The following is an 18453-nucleotide window of genomic DNA, read 5'->3' as shown; positions in this document are numbered from 1 at the left end:
GCCCCCATGGGGGCCGTGTGCTGCGCGGGAACCTGAACGGGTCGAGCGGTGTATGGAGGAGTAGGGGCTTGTCCGTATGGCACCGCCGAGGTCGGTGCCCGGTCGAAGGAGGGGGTCGGGTGGCCGACCGGCGGGGGCAGGTGGAAGCTGCCCGTCTCGGAGGGCCCGGGCAGCGGCGCGGGAGCCGCGGCCGGAGCGGCGAGCGGGGCCGTGGCCGGGGTGACCGGGTGCTGGGGCTGGTAGTGCGGCTGTGGGGGCTGCTGCTGGGGTGGTACGAGCAGGGCGCCGGGCGTCGGTACGGCGCCGGGCGCGGCGGCCGTGGCGGCATCACCCTGGGCGGCCGTGGCCGCGTCGCCGACCGGGCCGGTGGGAGCGGCGGTGCCGGCGGGGCCCGTCGGGCCCTGGGGGCCGAAGCCGGGCGGCAGGGGGCCGAGTTGGTCGAAGATCTCGACCCGCTCCTCGTCGGGGCGCGGCTCGGGAAGCATGTCGACGGCGGCGGTCAGGGCCTTGCGTGCGCCCGTGGCCGTCCGGAAGCGGGCCTGCGGATCGGGCTGCAGCAGACCGGCGAGCACCTGCCACAGGGGCTCCGGGACACCCTCGGGGGCGCCGGGAGTGCCGTGCGTGAGGAAATGCTCGACGAGGGCCTGCGAGTCCGGCTTGCGGCCCTGGAGCAGATAGAGGGCGACCAGGCCGACGGCGAAGAGGTCGGCGGTGAAGTCGGGTTCGGCACCGAGGAGCTGCTCGGGCGCGAAGTAGCCGGGCGTGCCCACCACGTAGTTGGTCTCGGTGAGGCGGGGCTCCCCCTTGCGCATGGAGATGCCGAAGTCGGACAGCCGCAGATGCGGCCGTCCGGTCCCGGTGACGTCCATCAGGATGTTCGCGGGCTTGATGTCGCGGTGCACGACCCCCTCGGCGTGCACCGTGGCCAGGCCCGAGAGCAGCTGGTCGAGCAGGACGCAGACGAACCGGGGCGGCAGCGGGCCGTAGTCGCCGATGACGTGCGCCAGGGAGCCGCCTGCGACCAGGTCCATGGTGAACAGGACCTTGTCGTCGTCGGCGGCCCAGCTGGCCGGAGCGAGGACGTGCGGATGGTCGATCCGCAGCGCCTGCTCGCGCACGAAGCGGAGCAGCGTGTGCGCGTCGCTCTGCAGGAGCACCTTGGCCGCCACATAGCGGCGGCGCCGGTGGTCCCAGGCGCGCCACACGGCGCCCGCCCCGCCCCGTCCGATCGGGTCGACCAGCTCGTACCGACCAGCGAATACCTCACCCATCGTGCTGTGTCCGCTCCCCGTTGACTCGTCTGTGGGCGATCCCGGCCGGCTGCCGACCGCGTCAGTTCTGGTGCGACTCGTAGTGCGCGACCGCGTCCGCGGTGCGCCCCGCGCCGTACACCCGGAGGAACTCTGCCAGTTCCGGGTGGGCCGGGGCGAGGGAGTCGGCGGCGTCGATGATGTCGCCCGCAGCGGCTACGGAGCGCAGCAGCGACTGGATCTCGCGGACCACCCGGCGGACGGTCGGAGCGCCCGAGCCGGTGGCAGGCTGGCCGGTGCTGGTGAGGACGGAGCCGCCCTGCGACTTCTTGACCTCGTCCATCCGGTCGGTGGCCTCGGCGGCGCTGACGGTGCCGTCGGCGACCTGCACCGCGAGCTCCTGGAGGGCCTGGACGCGCTGGACGACGGCCGGGTTCCCGATCTTGGCCCGCTGGCCGCTCATCAGCTGGGACAGCATGGGCGCGGACAATCCCAGCACGGCCGCGAGCCTGGCCTGATTGAGTCCGAGATCGTCGATCAGCCTACGGAAGAGCGCCCCCAGCGGCTCTCCGTACCAACTGCGCTGAAGCTCTCTGGCTCGCGCCGTGGCTTCCTGCTGCGCTGCGTCCATTTCTTCTCCCCATCCCTAGGTTCGCCACTGCGAACCTCGCTCAGCATCTTACGGAGAGTGGTCGCCGACCGGGAGTCCCAATCCTTTTGCGGGACATGGGGGGTGACCCGGTACTCTGTTCTCGTTCCGGGGCCTTAGCTCAGTTGGTAGAGCGCTGTCTTTGCATGGCAGATGTCAGGGGTTCGACTCCCCTAGGCTCCACGACAAGCACCCCCTGTGAACTGCGGAAACGCAGGTCACAGGGGGTGCTTTGCGTGGTGGTGCCGGAGGGGTCCGGGGGCGGCGGTCGGGGGTCCTTGCCCGCGGCGAAGGACACGGCCGAGCCGATGGCCTTCGCGTCTCCCGCCGCCTCGGCTCCGCCGATGCCGAGGGAGATCCCGGCGGACGCGTACCAGCAGGGTTCCGCGAAGACACGGCCACGCTCGACGGGCGGCCGCGGTGTGGACGCTGCTCCGGACGGGTGGTGTTCATCGGAAGAACTGCGCGACGGCGGCGACGTTCCGTGGAAATCGGGAGCGCATCCACATCATGAGGAAAGTACGTAAAGCGCGCAAACCGAAATGAACCATTCGAGAACGTCACGAAAGTGAGGGGCCATGGCCACCGCCAAGGTCAAGCAGTTCTGGACCGCCTTCATCTCCGTCCTCTTCGCCCTGCTCGCCTCCGTCGGCCTGGCGGGCACCGCCGCCGCGACCCAGCAGCCCGCCGTCCAGCAGCCCGAGGAGCCGGTCGGCCCCACCACGGCCGCACCCGCCGTCGGGGAGAAGCGGGCCGCGCTCGCCTCCGTACCGGCACAGAGGGCTCACCGGTGGCCGCTCGTCGGGGACCGGTCCCTGCCGCCCACGATCAAGCAGCGCATCGCCGCCGAGGCCCACGGTTCCTCTCCCGCCACCCGGAACCGCTCCGCTTCCGGCGCGACCACCGTGGCCGAGAGCGACGAGCCGGCCGCGCTGACGGAGCTGGCGCTCGCCGCGTCGGCGTAGGGCGCGGGGAGACGTCGATGCGCACTCCCCACACCCGTACCCGCACGTGTGCCCGCACCACCCGCACCACCCGCACCTCTGCGTACGACGTCGCTTCGTACGACCGGGCGGGAGCAGGCAGGACCCCCGCGGAGCCGAACCGGATCCCGGCAGAACCCGGCAGGACGCCGGTTACCGCAGCAGGACCCGGCAGGACGCCGGGAACGGCAGGACCACGCAGGACTCCCGCGACGGCAGGACCCGGCAGAGGCCCTGTGGACAGGACTCGGCAGCACCCCACGCGAACCAGGACCCCGGCAGACATCGGCAGGGCCCTGGTGGAACCCGGAAGAACCTCGGCAGCACCCAGCGGTACCCCGGTCGGTCAGCGGCGCTCGTCGCGTTCGGCGGCCTCTTCCGCCGCGGCGGCGGCTTCGGCCTCGGACTCCTTGGCCTCCACATCCGGGTCGAGGGAATCCCCACCCTCGTCGTAGGACGTCAGTACGGAACCCTCCTCCTCCACCTCGGTGGCAGCGGGCGGCTCGACCAGCCAGTCGGGATTGGCCTGCTTGTCCCACCACTTCCAGGCGGCGAACGCGCCGCCGGCGAGAACGCCCAGGACCAAGAGGCCCTTGGCGAGGCGTCCGGCCCGTGCCCGACGCTCGTGCTTCCTCACGATCTTCTGGATTTCCCTCGGTGTCACCTGACCGCGCAGCGCGGCCCAGGCTGCGGTGGAACGCGCCCCGGCCTCCTCAAGGACGGGACCGGTCACGGCGACCGCCTGCTCGACACGTGGAACGGTGTAGTCGGCCGCCTGACGGCAGGCCCAGCGGGTCTTGACCGCCGCACGCTGTGCGGCCGCGTCGACCCGCGGCGGTACATGCGGTGCGACGTACGAGTCGTACTGCACACGAGCCTGCGCCTTGGCCTGTTGAGCGGCCTTCGAGACTTTCGGCGCGATCAGCACACGCGCCTCATGGGCGTAGTGCGCGGCCTGGTCCTTGGCCGTGCCGGCGTACGGCGCCACCACTTCCGCGGCGTGCAGGACGCTCTCCTTCGCCGAATCTGACGCGGCGCGCACGCTGTCCATGCGGGTCACGGGATTCCTCCTCCTCGGTGGCGACGATGTCGGTTTTTCACCTTTCCATCCTTTTCGGAATCATGCCCCCCAAAGCCAAGTCCGGCATGCGGGGTGGGCATCCGGGGCATGCGAGGATCGGACACGCCAGAGACAGACGTGGGCATGACGCGACATGACGTGGACGGAAGGCGACCGTGGCCGAGCAGCTGTACGCGATCCTCAAGACCAGCCTGGGTGACATCGAGGTGCGGCTGATGCCGTTCCACGCCCCGAAGACGGTCAGGAACTTCGTCGAGCTGGCCGGCGGTGAGCGCGAGTGGACGCACCCCGCGACCGGCACGGTCTCCTCGGACCCGCTCTACGACGGCACGGCCTTCCACCGGGTCATCAAGGGATTCATGATCCAGGCCGGTGACCCGCTGGGGAACGGCACGGGCGGTCCCGGCTACGAGTTCGCCGACGAGTTCCACCCGGAGCTCTTCTTCGACCGTCCCTACCTGCTGGCCATGGCCAACGCCGGCCCGGGTACCAACGGATCGCAGTTCTTCGTCACCGTCGCCCCCGCGACCTGGCTGAACCGCAAGCACACGATCTTCGGCGAGGTGGTCGACAAGGAGAGCCGGAAGGTCGTGGACGCGATCGCGGCCACCGCGACCGACCCGCACACCGAGCGACCGCTGCAGGACGTGGTCATCGAGTCCGTGGTGATCGAGAAGCGCTGAGGCGGAAGGGACGGCACCTCTTCATGGAACCGAAACCCTCCGAGAACGCGCACGCCGGTCTGCCGCGCTGCTACCGCCACCCCGAGGTGGAGACCGGCATCCGCTGCACGCGCTGCGAGAAGCCGATCTGCCCCACGTGCATGGTCTCCGCATCGGTCGGCTTCCAGTGCCCCGACTGCGTTCGCAACGGTTCGGGGACCGGCCACGCCGCCGACGCCAACCAGCCGCGGACGCTCGCGGGCGGCCGGGTCGCGGCGGACGACCGCCTCGTCACCAAGATCCTCATCGGGATCAACCTCGCGGTCTACCTCGCCGTCCTGGCGTTCGGTGACCGGCTCGTCGACGAGCTCGTGCTCATCGGCTACGCCTACAGCCCGACGCTCGGCGAGCTCGTCGGGGTCGCCGACGGCGAGTGGTACCGGCTGCTGACCTCGACCGTCCTCCACCAGGAGGTCTGGCACATCCTCTTCAACGTGCTGGGCCTGTGGGTGATCGGCGGGATCGTGGAGCCCGAGCTGGGCCGGATCCGGTACGCGGCCCTGTGTCTGCTCTCCGGGCTCTCCGGCTCCGTACTGGCCTATCTCGTCGCCGCGCAGAACCAGCCCTCGCTCGGTGCCTCCGGCGTCGTCTACGGGCTGATCGGCGCCTGGGTGGTCCTCGCCCGCCGGCGCCGTCACGACATGCGGCCGGTGATCCTCTTCGTGGCCCTGTCGCTGCTGATGACATTCACCCGACCGGGGATCTCCTGGGAGGCCCATGTCGGTGGTCTGGTCGCGGGTGCCGTGGTGACGTACGCGCTCGTGCACGCGCCGAGGGTCCGCCGGGACCTGGTGCAGTACGGGGCGCTGGCCCTGGTGCTGCTGCTCGACGTGGGGATCGTGCTGGCCCGTACGGCGACGCTCACCTGAGCGCACAGGGCTGTGGACGAGCTTCTCTGTGAGCTTTCCCCAGAGTTATCCACAGTGCGTGGCGGTCCCTCCCCACTCTTTGGGGAAAGACCGCACCCCTCGCCTCTGACCTGGCATTTCTCCAGGGAGGCGAGGGGTGTTGTGGGCTCCGGCGAGGGTGATTCCGGTCATACCGGCGTCAACCTCGCGCGAGTTATCCACAGATCTTCGTAAGTTATCCAGTGCTGTGCACAACGCTGTGGATAAGTTCAGGGGAGAGCTTGACGAGTAGCCGGTACGGACGCTAGACGGCCGCCGTACCCCTGCTGTTCGTCGCTACTTCCACTGGGTGGAGACACCGAACCCGGCCGCGATGAAGCCGAAGCCCACCACGATGTTCCAGTTCCGGATCGACTCGATCGGCATCGAACCGTCGGTGACGTAGAAGACCACGATCCACACCAGACCGATGGCGAACAGCGCGAGCATCACCGGCGCCACCCAGCTGCGGTTGGTCAGCTTGATCGAGGTGGCCTGCTTCGCGGGCGGAGGCGTGAAGTCGGCCTTCTTGCGGATACGTGACTTCGGCACGAGGGACTCTCCTGTCGATGCGCTGCGTGACCGCGCAGGGAACTGTGGCTGGCGCCGGGATGTGACGAAGGAGGACGACTGCGTCCCCCAGGCGTCCGTTAGCGTAGTGGTTCCGCGGCACCGAAGGGGATCAGGGTACGTTGAGCAATTCCGCCGGCACTCCCGAAGGACCTGGCCGCACCGCGAGGTGGCGCCCCGTCCAGGTGCTCACCCTTGCCGTTTTCGCCCTCGCCGGACTGATCTTCGTCACGAGCTTCAACACCGCCAAGGGCACCAACATCCGCACCGACGCCTCGCTCCTGCGGCTCTCCGACCTGATCGAGGAGCGCAGCCACAAGAACGCGGGCCTCGACGAGTCCACCTCCGCCCTCCGCGCCCAGGTCGACTCCCTCGCCGCCCGCGACGACGGCTCCACGCGCGCGGAGGACCGGAGACTCGACGCGCTCGAGGCGGCGGCGGGCACCACCGAGGTCTCCGGCTCCGGTCTCACCGTCACCCTCGACGACGCCCCGCCGAACGCCCAGGCCGCCCCCGGCTACCCCGAGCCGCAGGCCAACGACCTGGTCATCCACCAGCAGGACCTCCAGGCCGTCGTCAACGCGCTGTGGCAGGGCGGCGCCGAGGGCATCCGGGTCATGGACCAGCGGCTCATCTCCACCAGCGCCGTGCGCTGCGTCGGCAACACCCTGATCCTCCAGGGCCGCGTCTACTCGCCCCCGTACAAGATCACCGCCGTCGGTGACCGGGGGAAGCTGAACAGGGCCCTCGCGGGCTCCCCGGCGATCCAGAACTACCAGCTGTACGTGAAGGCGTACGGGCTCGGCTGGAAAGTCGACGAGCACAGGGCGGTGACTCTTCCCGGGTACTCGGGCACAGTGGACCTCCACCAAGCGAAGCCGGTGAGCTGACACCACGCGCGCGGCCGGGGTGGCACCGCCGGGAGCCGACTGCGGGAGGGGCGCTTGCGTCTCGTCGTGAGGACCTTCAGCGAGCTGTGCATCACCGTCGGCGCCCTGATCGTGCTCTTCGTCGTGTACGTCCTGTACTGGACCGGGGTCCAGGCCGCGAGCGCGAGCGCCGGCCAGATCGACACCCTCCAGCGCGAGTGGACCAGCACCCCGGTCCGTACCGCCGCTCCCGTCCCCGAGGTCGTGCCGCACGCCCCCGGCCGGGGCATCGCCGTCATGTACGTCCCCCGGCTCGGCAAGGACTGGAAGTGGCCCGTCCTCCAGGGCACCGAGGTCGGCACCCTGAAGAAGGGGCTCGGCCACTACACCGGCACCGCGCGCCTCGGCGAGACCGGCAACTTCGCCGTCGCCGGCCACCGCCGCACGTATGGCGACCCCTTCAAGGACTTCCCCCGGCTGCGCGAGGGCGACGCGATCGTCCTCACCGACGGGACGACGTGGTTCACCTACCGCGTCGACCGCGCCCCCTACCGGACCGTGCCCACCGATGTCGGCGTCATCGACCCCGTACCCGCGAAGTCCGGATTCGACGGGCCCGGCCGCTATCTCACCCTCACCACCTGCGAACCCGAGTGGGGCAGCAGCCACCGGCTCGTCGTCTGGGCACACCTCGACGCCACCCGGCCGGTCGCCGACGGTCGTCCACAGGCTTTGGACAGCTGACCCCCCACGGCCCCCTCGCCCCGTACTCTGGTCCCCGTAACGAACGGAAGGGGCGGTCGACGTCATGTACGGCTGGATCTGGCGGCATCTGCCGGGCAACGCGTGGGTGCGGGCGCTGATCTCGATCGTGCTGGTCCTCGCGGTCGTGTACGCCCTCTTCCAGTACGTGTTCCCCTGGGCGGAGCCGCTGCTTCCGTTCAACGATGTGACGGTGGACGGCCAGTGAGCGCGCGAATTCTCGTCGTCGACAATTACGACAGCTTCGTCTTCAACCTCGTTCAGTACCTCTACCAGCTCGGCGCGGAGTGCGAAGTCCTCCGCAACGACGAGGTCGAGCTGAGCCACGCCCAGGACGGCTTCGACGGCGTCCTGCTCTCGCCCGGCCCCGGCGCGCCCGAACAGGCCGGGGTCTGCATCGACATGGTCCGGCACTGCGCGGCCACCGGCGTGCCCGTCTTCGGCGTCTGCCTCGGCATGCAGTCGATGGCCGTGGCGTACGGCGGTGTCGTCGACCGGGCGCCCGAGCTGCTGCACGGCAAGACCTCCCTCGTCACCCACGAGGGGCAGGGCGTCTTCGCGGGGCTGCCCTCGCCGTTCACCGCGACCCGCTACCACTCGCTCGCCGCCGAGCCCGCCGCCCTGCCGGCCGAGCTCCAGGTCACCGCGCGGACCGAGGACGGCATCATCATGGGCCTGCGCCACCGCGAACTGCCCGTCGAGGGCGTCCAGTTCCACCCCGAGTCGGTGCTCACCGAGCACGGACACCTGATGCTCGCCAACTGGCTGGAGCAGTGCGGAGACAAGGGGGCGGTCGGACGGTCGGCGGGGCTCGCGCCGGTGGTGGGCAAGGCCGTCGCGTGACGACGGGCTCTCCGTGGTTCCGGGCGACGACGAACGAGCCGGAGCCCGAGCCGATACCCGCGGACCCCTACGCGGTCCCCTCGCCGTACCAGGAACCGGCTGCGTCCCCGTACCCGTACACCGAGCAGGCCTACCAGGCGCCCGCACAGCCGTACCAGGACCCCGCACAGGCCTACCAGGAACCCACGCAGACGCACCGGGACCCCGCACAGGCGTACGGGGAGCCCTCGCAGGGGTACCGGGAGCCCCAGCCCGGCTACGAGGCTCCTCACCAGGCCCCCTACGACGCTCCCCGCGAGGCCCGCCGCGAGGACGCCTACGACGCTCCCCGCCAGGCTCCGCGCGAGGACGCCTACACGGCCCCGTACGAGCCGTACGAGACCCCCGAGGTCCCGCGGCCCTCCGTGGGCGACACGACCGTTCTGGAGGCCGTGGAGCCCCTTCCCGGGCCCGGCCGGGCAGAACGCCGCCGAGCGGCCAAGGGCGGCAGCAGGGGCAAGGGCCGTCGAGGCGCCCCGACCGCCCCCGCGGCCGGCGCCCCGACCGGCGAACCGCCCGCGGCGCCGCTCTCCCGCGTCGAGGCCCGGCGCGCCGCACGCGCCGCCAAGGACAGCGTCGGCGTCGTCGCCAGCCGCGCCGTCGGGGAACTCTTCATCACCTTCGGCGTCGTCATGCTGCTCTTCGTCACCTACCAGCTGTGGTGGACGAACATCCTCGCCGGCCAGGAGACCGACCGGGCCAAGGAACAGATCGAGGACACCTGGGCCAAGGGCGACGCCGAGAAGAACGACAGCAAGCCGGGGGCCTTCGAACCCGGCGAGGGCTTCGCCATCATGTACATCCCCAAGCTGGACGTCGTCGTCCCCGTCGCCGAGGGCATCAACAAGGCGAAGGTCCTCGACAAGGGCATGGTCGGCCACTACGCCGAGGGCAAGCTCAAGACGGCCATGCCCTCCGACAAGCAGGGCAACTTCGCCGTCGCCGGCCACCGCAACACCCACGGCGAGCCGTTCCGCTACATCAACCAGTTGAAGCCCGGCGACCCGATCGTCGTCGAGACCCGGAACGCGTACTACACCTACGAGATGGCGAGCATCCTGCCGCAGACCGCGCCCTCGAACGTCTCCGTGATCGACCCGGTGCCGAAGGGCTCCGGCTTCACCAAGCCCGGCCGGTTCATCACCCTGACCACCTGCACGCCCGAATTCACCAGCACGTACCGCATGATCGTGTGGGGCAAGCTGGTCGAGGAACGCCCGCGCAGTGAGGGAAAGCCGAAAGCGCTCGTAGGCTGAGACCCCACACCTCCGGACGGGACGACAGGACGACCTAGTGGCACGCGTGCGCAATCGGATCGCCGGAGTCATCAGCTTCTTCGGCGAACTCCTCATCACGGCGGGCCTGGTGCTCGGCCTCTTCGTCGCCTACTCCCTGTGGTGGACCAACGTCCTCGCCGACCGCGCCGCCGACCAGGACGGCGCCCAGGTCCGCGACCGCTGGGCCGACGGACCCGGCGCGCTCGACACCAAGGACGGCATCGGCTTCCTCCACGTGCCGGCGATGAACAACGGCGAAGTCCTGGTCAAGCAGGGCACCAAGAGTGCCATCCTCAACAACGGCGTCGCCGGCTACTACACCGACCCGATCAAGTCCGCGCTCCCGCAGGACAAGCAGGGCAACTTCACGCTCGCCGCGCACCGGGACGGACACGGCGCCAAGTTCCACAACATCCACAAGTTGAAGAACGGCGACCCGATCGTCTTCGAGTCCAAGGACACCTGGTACGTCTACAAGGTCTACAAGACCCTGCCGGAGACCACGAAGTACAACGTGGACGTCCTTCAGCCCGTCCCCAAGGAATCGGGGAAGACGAAGCCCGGCCGGTTCATCACGCTGACCACCTGCACCCCCATGTACACCTCCGACTACCGGTACATCGTCTGGGGCGAGCTGGTGCGCACGGAGAAGGTCGACCGCGACCGGACGCCTCCGGCGGAGCTGCGCTGAAGCGCCCTGCGGGGGAACGGCTGAAGCGCCCTGCGGGGGAACGGCTGAAGTGCCCCGCGCGGGCCCAAGGGGAGAGCCCCGGCAACCACTGGTTGCCGGGGCTCTCCCCTTCGAACGGTCCGACCGTCTGAACGGTCGTGGGGGCGTCAGTCGAAGAAGCCGCCGCCGCCACCGTTGTTGTCTCCGCCGCCGGGGTTGCCGCCCTGGCCGCCGCCCAGCGTGACGACGGTGATCGGCTGGGTCGTGGGGACCGTCGAACCCTCAGGGGGGTTGGTGCCGAGGACCACGGCGTCCTCCTTGTCGGAGTTCTGCTGCACGACCGTCAGGCCCAGGCCCTGGAGCATGTCCCTGACCTCGCTGAACTTCTTGCCGGTCAGACCGGTGGGGATCTGGACCTGGGTCTGCTGCGGGCCCTTGGAGACCTTCAGCGTGATCTGGGTCTCCTTGGACTGGTCCGAGGGGCCCTGCGGAGTCTGGTCGATGACCGTGCCCGCGGGCTGGTCCGAGTCGACCTCTTCCTTGGTGATGTTGGTGAAGCCGACCCCGTTCAGCTGCTGAACGGCCTGGTCGTAGCTCCGCGTCTTCACATCGGGAAGCTGCAGCAGCTTCTGCTTCGCGACGGTGATCGTCACCTCGGAGTTCTTCTCCGCCTTGGTGCCGCCGTCCGGATTCTGCTGCAGGACCGTGCCGGGGTCCTCATCGGACTCCTGCTGCTCGACCTTGACCTTGAAGCCCTTGTCCTTCAGGGACTGCTCGGCGCGCTCCTGGGACTGCTCCTGGACGTCCGGGACCTCCACGAGCGGCGAGCCCTCGGAGACGACCACCTGGATCGTGGCGCCGGTGTCCATCTTCGTGGTGCCGTCCGCGACCGGGGACTGGCGGCAGATGGTGCCCTTGGGCTGGTCACAGCGCTCGGTGCCGGTCTCCTGCACCTTCACTTCCGCGTTGGTCGCCCGCTCCGTCGCCACCGCGACCGTCTGGCCGACCAGCTGCGGGATGGCGACCTGCCGGGTGCCGTCCTTCTTGTCGAACAGCGAGACGCCGATGAAGATCGCGCCGACGAGCACCAGGATGCCCGCGAGGGCCAGCAGGATCGTCGAGGTGTTCGACTTCTTCTGGCCACCACGACGGCGGTCCGGGCGGTCGTCGTAGCCGTAGCCACCGTCGTCCCCGTTGATCGGGGGCAGCATCGAGGTCTGGCCCGCCGGGTCGGCCTGGCGCAGCGCCGTCGTCGGCTGGTCCTCCGGGTAGCCGCCGTAGCCCCCGCCGTACGCGGGGGCGCCCGTCATGCCCATCCCCATGCCCATCGCGGCGGCGGCCGCGACCGGCTGACCGTCGAGGCAGGCCTCGATGTCCGCGCGCATCTCGTCGGCGGACTGGTACCGGTAGTCGGGGTCCTTGACCAGCGCCTTGAGGACGATGGCGTCCATCTCGGGCGTGATCTCGTGGTCGAAGTTGCTCGGCGGCTGCGGCTCCTCGCGTACGTGCTGGTACGCGACCGCGACCGGGGAGTCACCGATGAACGGGGGACGGACGGTGAGGAGCTCGTACAGCAGGCAGCCGGTGGAGTACAGGTCGGAGCGGGCGTCGACCTGCTCGCCCTTGGCCTGCTCGGGGGAGAGGTACTGGGCCGTGCCGATGACCGCGGCGGTCTGCGTCATGGTCATGCCCGAGTCGCCCATGGCGCGCGCGATGCCGAAGTCCATGACCTTGACCTGGCCGGTGCGCGTCAGCATGACGTTCGCCGGCTTGATGTCACGGTGCACGATGCCGGCGCGGTGCGAGTACTCCAGTGCCTGGAGGATGCCGACCGTCATTTCGAGGGTGCGCTCGGGCAGCAGCTTGCGCCCGGAGTGCAGCAGCTCACGCAGGGTCGACCCGTCGACGTACTCCATCACGATGTACGGGATGGAGACGTTGTCGACGTAGTCCTCGCCGGTGTCGTAGACCGCGACGATCGCCGGATGGTTCAGCGAGGCGGCGGACTGTGCCTCACGGCGGAACCGGGCCTGGAAGGACGGATCGCGGGCCAGGTCGGCCCGCAGCGTCTTCACGGCGACGGTGCGGCCGAGCCGGGTGTCCTGGGCGAGATACACCTCGGCCATGCCACCACGGCCGAGCACCGAGCCCAGCTCGTACCGGCCGCCGAGGCGACGCGGCTCTTCCATAGCTAATCCAGCCCTCTCCGTCTGTCCCGACCGCACCCATGGGTGGTCCGGCGGTGTGTGCTGTTCGCGCATACGGTACCGGCCCCGGGTGGACGATCCGCCCGGGGCCGGTAGCTGATACCTGACCGGTACCTGGCACGTACGGGCCCGAGACGTCAGCCCCGGGTGTTCAGGACCGCCTTCATCACAGCCTTCGCGATGGGGGCGGCGAGACCGCCACCGCTGATGTCCTCACGCGAGGTGCCCGCCGAGTCCTCGACGATCACGGCGACCGCGACCGGGGAGCCCTCAGCGGTCTTCGCGTACGAGATGAACCAGGCGTACGGACGCTTGGCGTTCCTCTCGCCGTGCTGGGCCGTACCCGTCTTGCCGCCGACCTTCACGCCGTCCATCTCCACGTCGGCGTTGCCGCCGGTGCCGTTGGTGACGACGTTCTCCATCATCTGCTGGAGCAGCTGCGCGTTCTTCTCCGAGACCGGGCGGCTCATCTCCTCCGGCTCGGTCTTCTTGAGCAGGTCGACGTTGGGCGCGCGCAGCTCGTCGATCATGTACGGCTTCATCAGCTTGCCGTCGTTGGCGATCGCCGCCGTGACCATCGCCATCTGGAGCGGGGTGGTCGCGGTGTTGAACTGGCCGATGGAGGACTGCGCGTTGCCGCCGCGGTCCATCTGCTTGTCGTAGACGGAGGCTGCCGAGCGGACCGGCGTGAACTGCTCGGCGTTGAAACCGAACTTCTCGGCCATCTCGATCATCTTGTCGCGGCCGACCTCGTCACCGAGCTTGGCGAAGACCGAGTTGCAGGAGACTTCCAGCGCCTTGTTCAGGCTGGCGTTCTTGCAGCCCCGGGCGTGGTTCTTCATCGGAATGGTGGACAGCGGCAGGATGTACGGCTCCGGCGTGTCCGTCGCGGCGTTGATGTCCGTGACCTTGCCGTTCTCCAACGCGGCTGCCGCGGTGACGACCTTGAAGACGGAACCGGGGGGGTAGATCTCACGGATCGCCCGGTTGAGCTTCGGCTTCTTCTTGTCCTTCTCCAGCGCCACCCAGGCCTTCTCGTCCTTGGCGGAGTAGCCGGCGAAGGAGGAGGGGTCGTACGAGGGCGTGGAGGCCATCGCCAGGATCTTGCCGGTCTTCGGCTCGATCGCGACGACGGCGCCGGTCTTGTTGCCCAGGCCCTCGAAGGCGGCCTTCTGCGCGGCCCCGCTGAGGGTGGTGACGACGTCGCCGCCCTTCTTCGTCTCGCCGGTGAACATGGCGAGGGTGCGGTCGAAGAAGAGCCGGTCGTCGTTGCCGGTGAGGATGCCGTCCTCGATCTTCTCGATCTGGTTGGCGTCGTAGGCCTGCGAGGCGTAGCCCGTGACCGGGGCCCACATGGGGCCGTCGGTGTAGGTCCGCTTGAACTTGTAGTACGGGTCCTTGGAGTCGACGGAGCCGGTGATCGGCTTGCCGTCCACGATGATGTTGCCCCGCGCGTTGGCGTACCGCTCGATCTGGACGCGCTTGTTCGTCGGGTGGGCGTTCAGCTCGTCGGCGCGGACGAACTGGAGCCAGTTGTCGCGCAGGAGCAGGGCGAGGATGAGCAGGCCGCAGAAGATCGCGACCCGGCGCAGCGGCTTGTTCACGGACGGACCACCTGGGTCATCTCAGCGTCGGGGGACGGGGCGGGCGCGGGCGCCGGGCGGCGCGCGGTGTCGCTGATCCGGATCAGGATGCCGATCAGAGCCCAGTTGGCGATCACGGACGATCCGCCGTACGCGAGGAACGGCATGGTCATACCGGTGAGCGGGATGAGGCCCATCACGCCGCCGGCGACGACGAAGATCTGGAGTGCGAAGGCGCCGGAGAGGCCCATCGCGAGCAGCTTGCCGAAGGGGTCACGGGCGGCGAGGGAGGTGCGGACACCGCGCTCGATGATCAGCCCGTAGATGAGCAGGAAGACCATCACACCGGCGAGACCGAGCTCCTCGCCGACGGTGGCGAAGATGAAGTCGGAGTTGGCGGCGAAGCCGATCAGGTCGGAGTTGCCCTGGCCGAGGCCGGTGCCGAGGATGCCGCCGGAGCCGAAGGACATCATGACCTGGCTCATCTGCTGGCAGGCCGCGACGCCCTCCTTGGCGCAGCCGAACGGGTCGGCCCAGGCGTCCACGCGGTCCTGCACGTGACCGGCGAAGGAGGCCACACCGACCGCGCCGGCGACCGACATGAGAAGACCCATGACGATCCAGCTGGTCCGCTCCGTCGCCACGTACAGCATGATCACGAACATGCCGAAGAACAGCAGCGAGGTACCGAGGTCGTTCTCGAAGATCAGGATGAGGAGGCTGACCGCCCAGATCGTCAGGATCGGGCCGAGGTCGCGCCCTCGCGGCAGGTAGAGCCCCATGAAGCGGCGGCTGGCCAGGGCCAGCGCGTCCCGCTTCACCATCAGGTAGCCGGAGAAGAAGATCGCGAGCACGATCTTCGCGAACTCACCGGGCTGGATGGAGAAACCGGCGACGTTGATCCAGATCTTGGCGCCGTAGACGGCCGACCCGAGACCCGGGACCAGCGGCAGCAGCAGGAGGACGAGCGCCACGACCATCGAGATGTACGTGTAGCGCTGGAGGACCCGGTGGTCCTTCAGGAACAGCAGCATGCCGACGAACATGGCGATGCCGATGGCCGAGTACATCATCTGCTTCGGAGCGTCCGGGCTGAAGCTGTCGTACAGCCGCATCGACGTCGCGATCAGCCGCGGCGACTGGTCGAGCCGCCAGATCAGCACCAGGCCCATGCCGTTGAGCAGGGTCGCCAAGGGCAGCAGCAGCGGGTCAGAGTACGGGGCCCACTTCCGCACCACGAGGTGGGCGACGCCCGCGAGCAGCGCGAGGCCGAGCCCGTATCCGAGCATGCCGGCCGGGACTTTGCCGTCCATGGCCAGGCCCACGTTGAGGTAGGCGAACACCGGGATGGCGACGGCGAACGCCAGCAGCGCCAGCTCGGTGTTGCGCCGGCTCGGCGCCTCGATCGCGCCGATGGTGGTCGTGTTGGTGACAACGCTCATGGTGGTGAAAGGCCCCCTACGGGTGCTTACTGCTTGCCGCAGTTCGAGGCCAGCTTCTGCTCCTCCGCGGTGAGGGTGGGACCCGGGGTCGGAGCGGCTGTGGTGGGCTTGGAGTCAGGGGTGGCGGCGCCGTCCGGCGTCTCGGCCGGCGGCTTGCTCGCCTGGTCGGCCGCCTTCTCGGCGGCCGCGCGGCGCTCCGCCGTCTTCTTGCAGGCCGAGGCCTGCACGGCCAACTCGGCGATCTTCGTCTCGGCCTTGGCGAGGCTGCCGCCCGTGATCGTGTCCTCGACCTGCTTCTGCTGGTACGCGGGGAGGTACTTGAGTTCGATCTCGGGGTGGTCCTTCTCGACCTTCGACAGCGAGACCCAGGCCAGGTCCTGGCTGATGCCCTGGTACAGCGCCACGTGCTGGTCCTTGGACCCGACGAAGTACTGGGTCTGCGTCCAGCGCCAGCCGCCGTACAGCCCGCCGCCGATGATCGCGAGGACGAGGATCAGGAAGAAGGAGCGCTTCAGCCACTTGCGGCCCTTGCGCGGCTTCACGAAGTCGTCGTCGGTGTACGACTCGAAGGAGCCCTGCGGGGGCATTCCGCCGTAGCCGTGGCCGTCGCCGCTTCCGGGCGGGCCGAACCCGCCGGCGGGCGGCTGCTGGTGGGGCGCCGGGCGACCGAGTCCGGAGGCGCGGCCCGCCGGGGTCTGCATCGCCCCGCCGTCGTTCAGCTGGGCGGCCTGGTTCTCGGCGACCGCGCCCACGATGACTGGGGTGTCGCTGAGGTGACCGGCGAGGGTGTCTCCGCCGTCGACGTCCAGGACGTCGGCGACGATCACCGTGATGTTGTCGGGGCCGCCGCCGCGCAGGGCGAGCTGGATCAGCTCCTGCACTGTCTCCTGCGGGCCCTGGTAGCTGGCGAGGGTGTCCTCGAGCGTCTGGTGCGAGACCACGCCGGACAGGCCGTCGGAGCAGATCAGGTAGCGGTCGCCGGCCCGGACCTCACGGATGGAGAGGTCGGGTTCGACGTGGTCGCCGCTGCCGAGCGCGCGCATGAGGAGCGAGCGCTGTGGGTGGGTGGTGGCCTCTTCCTCGGTGATCCGGCCCTCGTCGACGAGCCGCTGGACCCAGGTGTGGTCCTGGGTGATCTGGGTCAGCACACCGTCGCGGAGCAGATAGGCGCGCGAGTCGCCGACGTGCACCAGACCGAGGCGCTGACCGGTCCACAGCAGGGCGGTGAGCGTGGTGCCCATGCCCTCGAGCTGCGGGTCCTCCTCGACCATCATCCGGAGCTGGTCGTTGGCGCGCTGCACCGCCGTACCGAGCGAGGTGAGGATGTCGGAGCCGGGGACGTCGTCGTCGAGCGTGACGAGGGTGGAGATCACCTCGGAGGAGGCGACCTCACCGGCGGCCTGGCCGCCCATGCCGTCGGCGATGGCGAGCAGCCGGGGGCCGGCGTAGCCGGAGTCCTCGTTGCCCTCGCGGATCATGCCCTTGTGCGAGCCCGCGGCGAATCGCAGGGACAGAGTCATGCGCACCTGCCCTGTCGACGCTGCATCGGGGTACAGCCGGTCTCGACCCACACTGCCCACCCTCCGGTCGCTCCGGTCACGCCGGTCGCTTCAGTCGCTCCGGTCAGGAGCCCGGCACGGTCTGTGGCGGGGACCGTCCCGACTCGCTCGCTCCGCTCGCGCCTATTCATGATGTAGCACTACTTCCGCAGCTCGATGACGGTCTTGCCGATGCGGATCGGCGCGCCCAGCGGAATGGGTGTGGCGGTGGTGAGGCGCGACCGGTCGAGATACGTGCCGTTCGTGGACCCGAGATCCTCGACGATCCACTGGCCGTCCCGGTCCGGGTAGATCCTGGCGTGCCGGCTGGACGCGTAGTCGTCGTCCAGCACGATCGTCGAATCATGGGCCCGGCCCAGCGTGATCGTCTGCCCCTGGAGGGCGACGGTCGTGCCGGTGAGGGTGCCCTCGGACACGACCAGCTTGGTCGGGGCGCCGCGGCGCTGCCGCCCACCGCCCGCGGTCTGCTGGCCGCGCTGCTGCGGAGGCGCGGCGGCCTGCCGCGCCTGCTGCTGCTGGGGTCGCGCCTCCTGGCGCCGTGAACCGCGCTGGGTGACCCGCGTACCGAAGAGGTCGCTGCGGATGACCTGGACGGCCACGATGACGAACAGCCACAGAACGGCCAGGAAACCCAACCGCATGACCGTCAGGGTCAGCTCTGACATTGCCCCCGCTTCACCCTTCGGCTTGCCGGTAAACGATGGTGGTGCTGCCCACGACGATCCGCGAGCCGTCGCGGAGCGTAGCGCGGGTGGTGTGCTGCCCGTCCACCACGATGCCGTTGGTGGAACCCAGATCCTGGATCGTCGAGGGCGTTCCGGTCCGGATCTCGCAGTGCCGGCGGGAGACGCCGGGATCGTCGATCCTCACGTCCGCGTCGGTGCTGCGGCCGAGGACCAGGGTCGGGCGGGAGATCTGATGGCGGGTGCCGTTGATCTCGATCCAGCGGCGCACCTGGGTGCCCGCTCCCCCGTGCGTGCCGGGGCCGGGAGCCGCCGGACGGCCCGCGGCGGCGACCGCCGGCCGGTGCCCGGGAGGCGGGGAGGCGGGCACCCAGGTG

19 protein-coding genes and 1 tRNA gene are annotated in these 18453 nt (G+C 69.7%); 10 read left to right on the top strand and 10 right to left on the bottom strand.

Annotated features, from left to right (window positions below):
• Nucleotides 1-1271 (bottom strand): serine/threonine-protein kinase (locus tag AOK00_RS20290; RefSeq protein WP_055601718.1); only part of this gene is annotated, 1271 nt, incomplete at its 3' end.
• A 61-nt stretch (nucleotides 1272-1332) separates the two neighbouring features.
• On the bottom strand, nucleotides 1333-1881 hold the full coding sequence (locus AOK00_RS20285; protein ID WP_055601717.1) for a helix-turn-helix domain-containing protein: 549 nt from the start codon (nucleotides 1879-1881) through the stop codon (nucleotides 1333-1335).
• A gap of 128 nt (nucleotides 1882-2009) precedes the next feature.
• On the opposite strand from AOK00_RS20285, the gene AOK00_RS20280 reads away from it, so the two are divergent.
• Both AOK00_RS20280 and AOK00_RS20275 read left to right on the top strand, forming a co-directional pair.
• Nucleotides 2010-2082, top strand: a tRNA-Ala gene (locus AOK00_RS20280).
• Between the two features lie 395 nt (nucleotides 2083-2477).
• Nucleotides 2478-2864 carry a DUF6344 domain-containing protein gene (locus AOK00_RS20275; RefSeq protein WP_055601716.1) on the top strand — a complete coding sequence of 129 codons (387 nt, stop codon included), beginning with the start codon at nucleotides 2478-2480 and terminating at the stop codon, nucleotides 2862-2864.
• Between the two features lie 364 nt (nucleotides 2865-3228).
• On the opposite strand, the gene AOK00_RS20270 is transcribed toward AOK00_RS20275, so the two are convergent.
• A complete protein-coding gene (locus tag AOK00_RS20270; RefSeq protein WP_055601715.1) occupies nucleotides 3229-3942 on the bottom strand; it encodes a DUF5324 family protein in 714 nt (237 codons plus the stop codon).
• A gap of 176 nt (nucleotides 3943-4118) precedes the next feature.
• On the opposite strand from AOK00_RS20270, the gene AOK00_RS20265 reads away from it, so the two are divergent.
• Both AOK00_RS20265 and AOK00_RS20260 read left to right on the top strand, forming a co-directional pair.
• Complete coding sequence (locus AOK00_RS20265; RefSeq protein WP_055601714.1) at nucleotides 4119-4646, top strand: peptidylprolyl isomerase; 528 nt, start codon at nucleotides 4119-4121, stop codon at nucleotides 4644-4646.
• Between the two features lie 23 nt (nucleotides 4647-4669).
• Nucleotides 4670-5554, top strand: a complete 885-nt coding sequence (locus AOK00_RS20260) for a rhomboid family intramembrane serine protease (protein ID WP_055601713.1) — start codon at nucleotides 4670-4672, stop codon at nucleotides 5552-5554.
• A gap of 315 nt (nucleotides 5555-5869) precedes the next feature.
• On the opposite strand, the gene crgA is transcribed toward AOK00_RS20260, so the two are convergent.
• A complete protein-coding gene (crgA, locus tag AOK00_RS20255) occupies nucleotides 5870-6124 on the bottom strand; it encodes a cell division protein CrgA (RefSeq protein WP_030321260.1) in 255 nt (84 codons plus the stop codon).
• A gap of 140 nt (nucleotides 6125-6264) precedes the next feature.
• Here crgA and AOK00_RS20250 point away from each other — a divergent pair, with 140 nt between their 5' ends.
• The 6 genes from AOK00_RS20250 to AOK00_RS20230 all read left to right on the top strand — a co-directional run bounded on the left by AOK00_RS20250 (nucleotide 6265) and on the right by AOK00_RS20230 (nucleotide 10623).
• Nucleotides 6265-7032, top strand: coding sequence for a DUF881 domain-containing protein (locus tag AOK00_RS20250; protein WP_079042093.1), 768 nt, complete (start codon nucleotides 6265-6267; stop codon nucleotides 7030-7032).
• Between the two features lie 54 nt (nucleotides 7033-7086).
• Entirely contained in the window at nucleotides 7087-7755 is a 669-nt protein-coding gene (locus AOK00_RS20245; protein WP_055601711.1) for a class E sortase, read from the top strand.
• 64 nt (nucleotides 7756-7819) lie between these two features.
• Nucleotides 7820-7981 (top strand): hypothetical protein, encoded by a 162-nt coding sequence (locus AOK00_RS39460; RefSeq protein ID WP_024760376.1) that lies wholly within the window; start codon nucleotides 7820-7822, stop codon nucleotides 7979-7981.
• Nucleotides 7978-8616, top strand: a complete 639-nt coding sequence (locus AOK00_RS20240; protein WP_055601710.1) for an aminodeoxychorismate/anthranilate synthase component II — start codon at nucleotides 7978-7980, stop codon at nucleotides 8614-8616. The genes AOK00_RS39460 and AOK00_RS20240 overlap by 4 nt, the downstream gene beginning before the upstream one ends.
• The gene (locus AOK00_RS20235; RefSeq protein WP_055601709.1) at nucleotides 8613-9911 is read left to right on the top strand and encodes a class E sortase; all 1299 of its coding nucleotides are present in this window, start codon (nucleotides 8613-8615) and stop codon (nucleotides 9909-9911) included. The genes AOK00_RS20240 and AOK00_RS20235 overlap by 4 nt, the downstream gene beginning before the upstream one ends.
• 37 nt (nucleotides 9912-9948) lie before the next feature.
• Nucleotides 9949-10623, top strand: coding sequence for a class E sortase (locus AOK00_RS20230; RefSeq protein WP_055601708.1), 675 nt, complete (start codon nucleotides 9949-9951; stop codon nucleotides 10621-10623).
• Nucleotides 10624-10769: 146 nt separating this feature from the next.
• Here AOK00_RS20230 and pknB read toward each other — a convergent pair whose 3' ends face one another.
• The 6 genes from pknB to AOK00_RS20200 all read right to left on the bottom strand — a co-directional run.
• Nucleotides 10770-12791: a Stk1 family PASTA domain-containing Ser/Thr kinase gene (gene pknB / locus AOK00_RS20225; protein WP_055601707.1), complete on the bottom strand. Its 2022-nt coding sequence runs from the start codon at nucleotides 12789-12791 to the stop codon at nucleotides 10770-10772.
• Nucleotides 12792-12946: 155 nt separating this feature from the next.
• Nucleotides 12947-14413: a peptidoglycan D,D-transpeptidase FtsI family protein gene (locus AOK00_RS20220; protein WP_055601706.1), complete on the bottom strand. Its 1467-nt coding sequence runs from the start codon at nucleotides 14411-14413 to the stop codon at nucleotides 12947-12949.
• Complete coding sequence (locus AOK00_RS20215; RefSeq protein ID WP_030321274.1) at nucleotides 14410-15834, bottom strand: FtsW/RodA/SpoVE family cell cycle protein; 1425 nt, start codon at nucleotides 15832-15834, stop codon at nucleotides 14410-14412. The genes AOK00_RS20220 and AOK00_RS20215 overlap by 4 nt, the downstream gene beginning before the upstream one ends.
• Before the next feature lie 26 nt (nucleotides 15835-15860).
• A complete protein-coding gene (locus AOK00_RS20210; RefSeq protein WP_030321275.1) occupies nucleotides 15861-17354 on the bottom strand; it encodes a Stp1/IreP family PP2C-type Ser/Thr phosphatase in 1494 nt (497 codons plus the stop codon).
• A 179-nt stretch (nucleotides 17355-17533) separates the two neighbouring features.
• The gene (locus AOK00_RS20205) at nucleotides 17534-18058 is read right to left on the bottom strand and encodes an FHA domain-containing protein FhaB/FipA (protein ID WP_055601705.1); all 525 of its coding nucleotides are present in this window, start codon (nucleotides 18056-18058) and stop codon (nucleotides 17534-17536) included.
• 10 nt (nucleotides 18059-18068) lie between these two features.
• On the bottom strand, nucleotides 18069-18453 hold a 385-nt coding region (locus AOK00_RS20200), incomplete at its 5' end, for an FHA domain-containing protein (protein WP_254047427.1).

The organism is Streptomyces aureus (genome assembly GCF_001418135.1).
Classification (GTDB): Bacteria; Actinomycetota; Actinomycetes; order Streptomycetales; family Streptomycetaceae; genus Streptomyces; species Streptomyces aureus_A.
Note: the sequence above shows the minus strand (reverse complement) of the source record. Positions and strands in the feature narration are given on the sequence as shown.

Excerpts from the sequence above, each read along its gene's own strand:
- AOK00_RS20215 (WP_030321274.1), bottom strand. The coding sequence starts at position 15,834 with ATGAGCGTTGTCACCAACACGACCACCATCGGCGCGATCGAGGCGCCG.
- AOK00_RS20275 (WP_055601716.1), top strand. The coding sequence starts at position 2,478 with ATGGCCACCGCCAAGGTCAAGCAGTTCTGGACCGCCTTCATCTCCGTC.
- pknB (WP_055601707.1), bottom strand. The coding sequence starts at position 12,791 with ATGGAAGAGCCGCGTCGCCTCGGCGGCCGGTACGAGCTGGGCTCGGTG.
- AOK00_RS20210 (WP_030321275.1), bottom strand. The coding sequence starts at position 17,354 with ATGACTCTGTCCCTGCGATTCGCCGCGGGCTCGCACAAGGGCATGATC.
- AOK00_RS20205 (WP_055601705.1), bottom strand. The coding sequence starts at position 18,058 with ATGTCAGAGCTGACCCTGACGGTCATGCGGTTGGGTTTCCTGGCCGTT.
- AOK00_RS39460 (WP_024760376.1), top strand. The coding sequence starts at position 7,820 with ATGTACGGCTGGATCTGGCGGCATCTGCCGGGCAACGCGTGGGTGCGG.
- AOK00_RS20285 (WP_055601717.1), bottom strand. The coding sequence starts at position 1,881 with ATGGACGCAGCGCAGCAGGAAGCCACGGCGCGAGCCAGAGAGCTTCAG.
- AOK00_RS20260 (WP_055601713.1), top strand. The coding sequence starts at position 4,670 with ATGGAACCGAAACCCTCCGAGAACGCGCACGCCGGTCTGCCGCGCTGC.